Source organism: Geodermatophilus sp. SYSU D00779 (genome assembly GCF_054050595.1).
Genome location: NZ_JBJGZQ010000061.1, coordinates 1 through 8,344 on the forward strand (window position 1 = coordinate 1; position 8,344 = coordinate 8,344).

Genomic DNA, 8,344 nt, shown 5'->3' on the forward strand with positions numbered 1-8,344 from the left:
CAAGCCGACCGCCTCGACCCCCCAGACCCGCCCCACCCGCCCCCCCCCCCCCCCCCCCCCCCCCCCCCCCCGGCGCCCCCCCCCCCCCCCCCCCCCCCCCCCCCCCCCCCCCCCGCGGCGACGGTCAGAAGGCGGGGATGACCGCGCCCTCGTAGGTGTCCTCGATGAACTGACGCACCTGGTCGGAGTGCAGCAGCCCCTCGAGCTGCTGGATCCGCTCGTCGTCCTCGGTCCCGGTCCGCACGACCAGCAGGTTGGCGTTGGGGTTGCCCTCGGCCGACTCCAGCGCCAGGGCGTCCTCGGCCGGGACGAGGTCGGCCTCGATGGCGTAGTTGCCGTTGATCACCGCGATGTCGACGTCGGCCAGCGACCGGGGCACCTGCGCGGCCTCGACCTCGGAGATCTTCAGGTCCTTCGGGTTGTCCTGGACGTCCAGCGACGTGGGCGCCGCGTCGCCGGTGTCGGCCAGGGTGATCAGCCCGTTGGCCTCCAGCAGCCGCAGCGCCCGGGCGGCGTTCGTGGGGTCGTTCGGGATCGCCACGGTCGCGCCGTCGGGGAGGGCGGCGAGGTCGGTCAGCGACTGCGAGTAGATGCCCAGGGGCTCGATGTGCACCGGCGCCAGCGGGGTGAAGTCGTAGCCGGCGCTGGCCTCCTGCTCCTCCAGGTACGGGATGGTCTGGAAGTAGTTGGCGTCCAGGGACCCGTCGTCCAGCGCGACGTTGGGCTGCACGTAGTCGGTGAACTCGACGATGTCGAGGTCCAGGCCGGCGTCCGCGGCCAGGTTCTCGTCGACGAAGCGCAGGATCTCGGCGTGCGGCACCGGGGACGCGCCCACCCGCAGCGGCTCGTCGGCCGCGGACAGCTCGGCCTCGCCACCGCCGCAGGCGGCCAGGAGGGCGGTCGCCGCGGACGCGGCCAGGAGCGAGGTGAGACGGGAACGCATGACGGGGGTCCTCCTCGGACGGTGGTGGGGAGATGGTGGCCGGCCGGCCACCGCGGGGTCGGTCGGGGTCAGACGTGCGCCAGCCGGCGCGCCCAGTGGTCGCCGGCCCACTGCAGGGCCTGCACGACGAGGAGCAGCAGGACGACGGTCAGCAGGGTGATGTCGGTCCGGAACTGCTGGTAGCCGAAGCGGATGGCGAAGTCGCCGAGCCCGCCACCGCCGACGGCGCCGGCCATCGCCGAGTAGCTGATGAGCGCGACGACGGTGACCGTGATCCCGGCGATGAGCGAGGGCCGCGCCTCGGGCAGCAGCACGGTGCGGACGACGTCCCGGCGGCGCGCGCCCATGGACATCGCCGCCTCGACCTTCCCGGGCGCGACCTCCCGGAGGCTGGTCTCCACCAGGCGGGCGAGGAAGGGGACGGCGCCGATCGTCAGCGGCACGATGGCCGCCGTCGAGCCGATCGTCGTCCCGACGATGCCGCGGGTGACCGGCGCGACCAGGAACAGCAGGATGATGAACGGCAGCGAGCGGCCGAGGTTGACCACCAGCCCCAGGAACCGGTTGAGCAGCGGCCGCGGGGTCAGCGCGCCGGGGGCGGTGATGGTCAGCAGGATCCCGAGCGGGATGCCGAGCAGCACGGTGAGCAGGGCCGAGACCCCGACCATGTACAGCGTCTCGCCGGTCGCCTCGACCAGCTGCGGCCAGACGCGGGTCCAGTCGCTCATCGGCCCGCTCCCGTCGCCGCCACCGCGCCCGTGTCCCGGGGTACCGCCTCGATGAGGACGCCGTCGTCGCGCAGACCGCGCAGCGCCCCGTCCAGCCGGCTCAGGTCGCCGGTGGCCCGCAGGAGCAACCGGCCGTAGCGGCCCCCGGCGACGGTCTCCACCGAACCGCCGGCGACCTCCACCGCGAGCCCCAGCTGCCCGACCAGGGTCTGCAGGACGACGGTCTCGGGCGTGCGGTCGGTGACGGTCACCCGGAGGAGGACCCCGTCGTGGCCGGCGCCGGCGTCGGCGAGCGGCGCGGGCAGCAGAGCGTCGCTCAGCGGCGAGTGCTCCCGGGTCAGGACCTCCGAGAGCCGGCCGCTGTCCACGACGCGGCCCCGCTCGAGGAGGACGGCGCTGTCGCACACGGCCTTGACGACCGCCATCTCGTGGGTGATGAGCAGCACGGTCAGGCCGAGCTCGGAGCGCACCCGGCGCAGGAGCTCCAGCACGCCGGTGGTGCTGGCCTGGTCCAGGGCGGAGGTCGCCTCGTCGCAGAGCAGCACCTTCGGGCGGCCGGCCAGGGCCCGGGCGATCGCCACCCGCTGCTTCTGCCCACCGGAGAGCTGCCCGGGGTGCGCATCGGCCCGCTCCCCCAGCCCGACCAGCTCCAGCAGCTCGACGGCCCGGCGGCGGCGCTCGGCCCGGCCCACGCCGGCCAGCTCGAGCGGGTGCTCGACGTTGCCGGCGGCGGTCCGCGAGTCCAGGAGCTCGAAGTGCTGGAAGACCATCCCGATGGAGCGGCGCGCCTGCCGCACCTGGTCGTCCGGCAGCTCGGTGAGCACCCGGCCGTCGACGGTCACCGACCCCGACGTGGGCCGCTCCAGCAGGTTCACCAGGCGCACCAGCGTGCTCTTGCCCGACCCGCTCGGGCCGACCACGCCGGCGAACTCGCCGGCCCCGACCTGCAGGGTGACGCCGTCGACGGCGACGACCTCCCCGGACCGCCTCCGGGCGGGGAAGACCTTGCGGACGTCGTGCAGATCTATCACGGGCGGGCAGTCCTCGGGGTGAGCAGGCGGGAACGAGATCCGGTCGGCGCCGGCCGACGGGCAGCCCCGGGCAGGGCCGCACCGACGGCCGGACGACGTCCGGGCGGCGCGGGGACGACGGACCAGCAGCGGCTGTGTGCCCCGAACGGTGGGGCAGCTACCGCGACGAGGCCCGGGCGGTCAGCGACACAGGGCCGCGGCGGTGCGGCACAGGTCGACGTGCCGGCGGGCCCACGTGGGCGCTGGGCCTGTCATCGTGTCCTCCATCGGTCCTGGCAGTAGCACCCTCGTCCGCCGGGGCGGGGGGTTGCTGCGGCGTCGTCGAGCCAGGTCTCTCGGCCGCTCCGGATGGCGTTGCCCATCGACTCTACTGAGCCGACCGGCCCGACCGACACGCCGGACCTGCGACCTCGCCCACAGGTGCGCCCGTGCGCCCTCGCACGGTCCTCTCCTCAGGACCGGGCCGCGGGGGCCGGCCGATGCCGCTGCCCCCCCCCCGCCGGTGACCAGGAGGACGGAGTCGGTGACGTCGGAGCCCACGACCACCCTGTGCCCCGCGGCCGGCTGCTGCACCCGTGTCACACCCAGCGCCTAGCCTCGGAGCGTGGGGTTCACCGTTCCCGACGCGCACCTGCTCGCGCTGCACGCGCACCAGGGCCAGGTCGACAAGCAGGGCCGCGACTACTACCTCGCCCACCTGCGGCCGATCGCCGAGGCCCTGCGCCGCCACGGCCCCCACGCCGAGATGGCCGGCGCGCTGCACGACATCGTCGAGGACACCCGCGACCACCCCGACCCCACCCGGCGCTACGACCTCGACCGGCTCCGCTCCCTCGGCGTCCCGGAGGTCGTCGTCGAGGCGATCGACGCGGTCACCCGGCGCCCCGGCGAGCCCTACATCGCCGGCCTGATCCGCCGGGCCGCGGCGCACCCGCTCGGCCGGCTGGTCAAGCTGGCCGACAACGCGCACAACCTCGCCTCGAACGCCGAGCTGGCGCGGGTCGACCCCGAGAAGGCGCGCAGTCTGCGCGAGGGCCGCTACCGCCCGGCCCGCCGGATCCTGTTGGCCGCCGAGGCCGCCGACACCCGCTCCGGACGCCGCGTCCTCGTCTGACCCGGTCCGCCACCCCGGCTCCCCTGCGCCGTTCGCGGCCCGCATGGCCATGCTCGACCCCCGCACGGTGAAGGGCATCATCCCGCTCGGCACCTCGATGGACTCCGAGAGCCAGCGCAGCCGGGACCTCGGGTGCTGGGACGGGATCGACTTCTGCACGCCGGCCATCGACGCACTCGCCGGGAGCGTCGGGGACGACTGGGTGATCCCGGTCGAGCTCGTGGACGCCGTCCTCCACGAGGGCCTCGGCGAGGACGTGCCCCCCGACGAGCGCGCGTTCTGGCACGCGGTACACCAGGAGAACCACGCCGGCGATGCAGGACGGGAGCGTCTCCGCATCAGCAGCATCAACCTGCGTGACCGCGACGGCTTGCTCAGCCGACTGGACAGCGTGCGGTGCCCGGTCCTGCGGATGCAGGGCACTGCAGACCCGGTCCACTCCGTGGCCGATGCCGAGGACGAGATCACGCTGTTCGTCAACAGCCCCGCCGCCGAGCTCCGCGTCGTGGAGGGCGGGCGGCACTTCCTGAGCGCATCGAACCCCGTGGACGTCGACACCGCGACGGTGGAGTTCATCGACCGCTGGTCGTAGCGACAGCCGCACGGTCGCCACGCACGCAGACGCGCGCGTCGTCGTCCGACGCCCACCGTCCGGCCACCTCTTAGGGTCCCGCGCCGAGCCCGCGAGGCGTGGGGATGGTCCTTCGTCAGCGGTGGAAGAACAGCCGGATGGCGGTGCCCGCCGGGTGGGAGTCGACCGCCGCGTCGTCGGCCAGGCTCCACGCCAGCCACATCCCCCGGGCGCCGTCGGGGCCCTCGGGAGGCGGGACGTAGCCGAGGGTCTCGTCCGGCAGGCCCGGCCCGGAGTCGGCGACCTCGACGACGAGGGTGTCCCCGTCGGTCCAGGACGACACCTCGGCGAAGGCCGCCACGCGCAGCGCGTTGACCACCAGTTCGTGGGCGGCCTGGACGACGTCGCCGACGCGCGCCGGCCACCAGCCCAACGCCGCTGCCGACACGGTGCGGCGCGCCTCCCGAGGTGTCGTCAGCACGGCGACGGAGGCGCGCGCCGGCCGCTGGGCCCAGACCGGGTGCACCGACCGGATGAACTGCTCCGGCCCCTCGTAGGCCGGCTCCGGGACCGGTGCGGAGCCACCCCAGGTGAGGGGGTGGGTGCGCGCCACCGCGTCGAGCACCGACGTCGGGAGCCGCTGCCGGTCGTGCAGGCACAGGCTGTAGTACGGCAGGGAGGCGTAGCAGCGGTTGGCGACGGCCTCGAACCGGCTCCACTCCCGCCCGTCGTCGCGGGCCAGCCAGGTCGGCTCCGCGGCGAGCCGCCAGGTCGGCGCCACGGCCTGCAGGGCCCGGAGGTCCCGGTCGTAGGCGTGCAGGGTGCGGTGCCCGCCCTGCCACCAGGTCTCCGCGGCGGCGAAGGTCGCCAGGCGACGCACGTCCGCGCCCAGCTCCTGGGTGAGCAGCGTCCGGACCCGCTCGCCGGCGACGACGAGCACCGGCTCCCCACGGGACAACCCCTCCACCGCGAACGGGACGACCCGGTCGACGAGCTCCTGGTCGGCGCTGAACGCGAAGGCCTCGTGGGCGAAGCTCCTCCCGTCCCAGTCGCCGGTCGGGCGGACCCGGCTCACGCCGGCACCGTCTCCCCGCCGTCCAGGCCGAACAGCCCCAGACAGAGGGCGGCCGTCCGAGGGGCCCGCACCAGCCGCAGGTGCACGTCGGCCCCGCGGAGCACCTGGGTGGCCCGGGCCAGCGCGCGGGCGCCCGCGACGTCCAGGAACCGGAGGTCCGAGAGGTCGAGCACGACCTCCCCAGGGGTGCCGCGGGCGACGTCGACGAGCGCGCGGGACAAGCCGTCGGCCTGGGTGACGTCGACCTCGCCGTGCAGCGACAGCGTCCGGCCCCGCCCGGACAGGTGGGCGAGGGGCTCCTCCTCGCCGGAGTGCTGGTCGGGGTGCAGGAGGGTCACCGGTCCGAGGACCTCCGCCCCCAGCGATGCCTCGTACAGGCAGAGCGCCGTCATGGCGACGCTGCCCATCAGGGCGTCGGCCAGCTGCTCGTAGACGTGCAGCCGTCCCCGGGCGTCGACCCCGCCGCGGACCAGCGGGGTGACGTCGGCGGCGACCCTGAGGCCGGTGCGTCCGCGCGCCAGTGCCGCATCGACCAGGCTCCGGTACGCCGCCACCTGCTCGGCCGGTGAGAGCTGCCCGCAGGAGGCGTACACCTCGGCGGTGCTGCGCACCTCCAGCTGCCCGCCGGCGAGCATCTCGTCCCGGCCCGGCAGCGGCGCCAGGGCCCGCAGCAGCTCCGGTCGCGACGCCCCGACGAGCAGCAGGTGCTCGCCGAGCCGCCGTCCCTCGTCGAGGAAGGGCAGGACGGCGGCCGTGAAGTCCGCGGCGTCGGCGAACGTCCAGCAGACGTGGTCGCCGGGGCGCAGACCCGTCGGGGCGTCCAGCCTCCGCAGGGCGCTCACGTCGGCGAGGTTACCGCCGGGTCCGCTCGGACGGGAGGGGCCGGCCTTCATCGACCCGGTGCACGGGCCGGGGCGGGAGGTCCGACGCCGGCCCGGCAGGCGCGGACCCCGCGGCCGTCGCAGGGGGTGCCCGGTACCGAGGAGACGGGCTACCGTCGGAGGGCCTGTGACCCAGCTCACAACGGAGGCACCGTGACGACGACCCCACCCCGTCCGCGCACATCCGGCCGGCCCCGCCCGGCAGCCGAGGACCGGCTCGCGCCGGAGGATCCCGGTACGCCGGCTCCGGTGGAGGGTGGCGAGCCCGTCGGCCTCCCCTCTCCGCGGGGCATGGCCCGGGGTCTGGTCGCGACGTTCACCCAGCCCCGGCCGATGGCGCGGGAGGCCGTCCGGCTCGGGCGGGACACCGTGCACATCCTCCGGGGCACCGCCGACGTCGCGCCCTCCCCGAAGGACAAGCGCTTCGCCGACCCCGCCTGGTCGCTGCACCCCGGGTACCGCCGGCTCGCCCAGTCCTACGTGGCGGCCGCGGCGTCGCTGGGCCGCCTGGTGGAGGACTTCGAGGCCGGCGGCGCCGACTGGCGCGAGGTCGAGCAGGTGCGCTTCGTGCTCAACGCCCTCACCAGCGCCATGGCGCCGACGAACACCCTGCTGGGCAACCCGGCCGCGCTCAAGCGGGCCTTCGACACCGCTGGGGTCAGCGTCGTCCGCGGGTTCCGGAACATGCTCCACGACCTCGTGCGCAACGGCGGGCTGCCCCGCCAGGTGGACCGCAGCGCCTTCACCGTGGGCGAGGACCTCGGCATCACCCCGGGCGCCGTCGTCCACCGGGACGAGGTCATCGAGGTGATCCAGTACACCCCCTCGACGCCGCGCGTCCGGCAACGGCCCCTGGTGATCGTGCCGCCGCCCATCGGGCGCTTCTACTTCCTCGACCTGCGACCGGGACGCAGCCTCGTCGAGTACGCGGTCAGCCGGGGCCTGCAGGTCTTCATGATCAGCTGGCGCAACCCGACGAGGGAGCAGTCCGAGTGGGGCCTGGACGAGTACGCGCAGGGCGTCCTCACCGCCGTGGACGTGGCCCGTGAGGTCACCGGCGCCTCCGACGTCACCACCCTGGGCCTGTGCGCCGGCGGCCAGGTGATGACGACGGCGCTCAACCACCTCGCCGCGACGGGGGACGACCGGGTGCACGCCGCCGGCTACGCGGTGACCCTGCTCGACTTCTCCAGCCAGGCTCCGCTCGGCGCCTTCTCCGGCCCGCGGATGCTGGAGGTCGCCCGGCGCAACTCCAGCCGGCGCGGCGTCATCACCGCCCGCCAGATGGGGTCGATGTTCACGTGGATGCGCCCGGACGACCTGATCTTCAACTACCTGGTGCAGCAGTGGCTCATGGGCGAGGACCCGCCCGCGTTCGACGTCCTCGCCTGGAACGCGGACGGGACGAACCTGCCCGCTCGGCTGCACGAGCAGTTCCTCGACATCTTCGGCAACAACGCCCTGGTCAAGCCAGGGGCGCTGCGGGTCCTGGGGACGCCGGTCCACCTGAGCCGGATCACCCTCCCCACGTTCGTCACCGGGGCGCTCACCGACCACATCACCCCGTGGTACGGCTGCTACCGGACCACCCAGCTGCTGTCGGGGCCGAGCACCTTCGTGCTCAGCTCCAGCGGCCACATCCAGAGCCTGGTCAACCCCCCGGGCAACCCCAGGGCCAAGTACTGGACCGGCGGGGCGCCCGGCCCGGACCCGCACGCCTGGCGCGCGGCGGCCGAGGAGCACACCGGCAGCTGGTGGGAGCCGTGGTCGGAGTGGGCGATCGAGCGCTCCGGTGACGAGGTGCCCGCGCCGGAGACGCTGGGCAGCGCGCGGCACCCGGTCCTGGAGCCGGCGCCCGGCTCCTACGTCCGGGACCGCGTCCCCAGCCGCGCCTGAGCCCTCCCCGGGTCCTGGGGGGGGGGGGGGGGGGGGGGGGGGGGGGGGGGGGGGGGGGGGGGGGGGGGGGGGGGGGGGGGGGGGGGGGGGGGGGGGGGGGGGGGG

At 75.2% G+C, this 8,344-nt stretch carries 9 protein-coding genes and 1 riboswitch; of the genes, 3 read left to right on the forward strand and 6 right to left on the reverse strand.

Annotated features, from left to right (window positions below):
• Window positions 1-124: 124 nt before the first annotated feature.
• From ACI79G_RS24765 to ACI79G_RS24780, 4 genes are all read right to left on the reverse strand, one after another.
• Window positions 125-943, reverse strand: a complete 819-nt coding sequence (locus ACI79G_RS24765) for a MetQ/NlpA family ABC transporter substrate-binding protein (protein WP_456883690.1) — start codon at window positions 941-943, stop codon at window positions 125-127.
• A 68-nt stretch (window positions 944-1,011) separates the two neighbouring features.
• Window positions 1,012-1,671: a methionine ABC transporter permease gene (locus ACI79G_RS24770; protein ID WP_456883691.1), complete on the reverse strand. Its 660-nt coding sequence runs from the start codon at window positions 1,669-1,671 to the stop codon at window positions 1,012-1,014.
• Window positions 1,668-2,702 (reverse strand): methionine ABC transporter ATP-binding protein, encoded by a 1,035-nt coding sequence (locus tag ACI79G_RS24775; protein WP_456883692.1) that lies wholly within the window; start codon window positions 2,700-2,702, stop codon window positions 1,668-1,670. Before ACI79G_RS24775 ends, ACI79G_RS24770 begins: the two co-directional genes overlap by 4 nt.
• A 180-nt stretch (window positions 2,703-2,882) precedes the next feature.
• The gene (locus ACI79G_RS24780; RefSeq protein ID WP_446770707.1) at window positions 2,883-2,969 is read right to left on the reverse strand and encodes a putative leader peptide; all 87 of its coding nucleotides are present in this window, start codon (window positions 2,967-2,969) and stop codon (window positions 2,883-2,885) included.
• A riboswitch (SAM riboswitch) is annotated at window positions 2,963-3,057 on the reverse strand. (Overlaps the previous gene by 7 nt.)
• 249 nt (window positions 3,058-3,306) lie before the next feature.
• Between ACI79G_RS24780 and ACI79G_RS24785 the strand changes: the two genes are divergently transcribed.
• Both ACI79G_RS24785 and ACI79G_RS24790 read left to right on the forward strand, forming a co-directional pair.
• The gene (locus tag ACI79G_RS24785; protein WP_456883693.1) at window positions 3,307-3,816 is read left to right on the forward strand and encodes an HD domain-containing protein; all 510 of its coding nucleotides are present in this window, start codon (window positions 3,307-3,309) and stop codon (window positions 3,814-3,816) included.
• A 43-nt stretch (window positions 3,817-3,859) separates the two neighbouring features.
• On the forward strand, window positions 3,860-4,408 hold the full coding sequence (locus ACI79G_RS24790) for an alpha/beta fold hydrolase (protein WP_456883694.1): 549 nt from the start codon (window positions 3,860-3,862) through the stop codon (window positions 4,406-4,408).
• 115 nt (window positions 4,409-4,523) lie between these two features.
• Here the strand turns inward: ACI79G_RS24790 and ACI79G_RS24795 are convergent, their stop codons facing one another.
• On the reverse strand, window positions 4,524-5,462 hold the full coding sequence (locus tag ACI79G_RS24795) for an anti-sigma factor RsbA family regulatory protein (RefSeq protein WP_456883695.1): 939 nt from the start codon (window positions 5,460-5,462) through the stop codon (window positions 4,524-4,526).
• Window positions 5,459-6,304, reverse strand: a complete 846-nt coding sequence (locus ACI79G_RS24800; protein WP_456883696.1) for an MEDS domain-containing protein — start codon at window positions 6,302-6,304, stop codon at window positions 5,459-5,461. Before ACI79G_RS24800 ends, ACI79G_RS24795 begins: the two co-directional genes overlap by 4 nt.
• 330 nt (window positions 6,305-6,634) lie before the next feature.
• On the opposite strand from ACI79G_RS24800, the gene ACI79G_RS24805 reads away from it, so the two are divergent.
• A complete protein-coding gene (locus ACI79G_RS24805; RefSeq protein ID WP_456883697.1) occupies window positions 6,635-8,239 on the forward strand; it encodes a PHA/PHB synthase family protein in 1,605 nt (534 codons plus the stop codon).
• Window positions 8,240-8,344 lie beyond the last annotated feature (105 nt).

Excerpts from the sequence above, each read along its gene's own strand:
- ACI79G_RS24790 (WP_456883694.1), top strand. The coding sequence starts at position 3,860 with ATGGCCATGCTCGACCCCCGCACGGTGAAGGGCATCATCCCGCTCGGC.
- ACI79G_RS24805 (WP_456883697.1), top strand. The coding sequence starts at position 6,635 with ATGGCCCGGGGTCTGGTCGCGACGTTCACCCAGCCCCGGCCGATGGCG.
- ACI79G_RS24770 (WP_456883691.1), bottom strand. The coding sequence starts at position 1,671 with ATGAGCGACTGGACCCGCGTCTGGCCGCAGCTGGTCGAGGCGACCGGC.
- ACI79G_RS24780 (WP_446770707.1), bottom strand. The coding sequence starts at position 2,969 with ATGGAGGACACGATGACAGGCCCAGCGCCCACGTGGGCCCGCCGGCAC.
- ACI79G_RS24765 (WP_456883690.1), bottom strand. The coding sequence starts at position 943 with ATGCGTTCCCGTCTCACCTCGCTCCTGGCCGCGTCCGCGGCGACCGCC.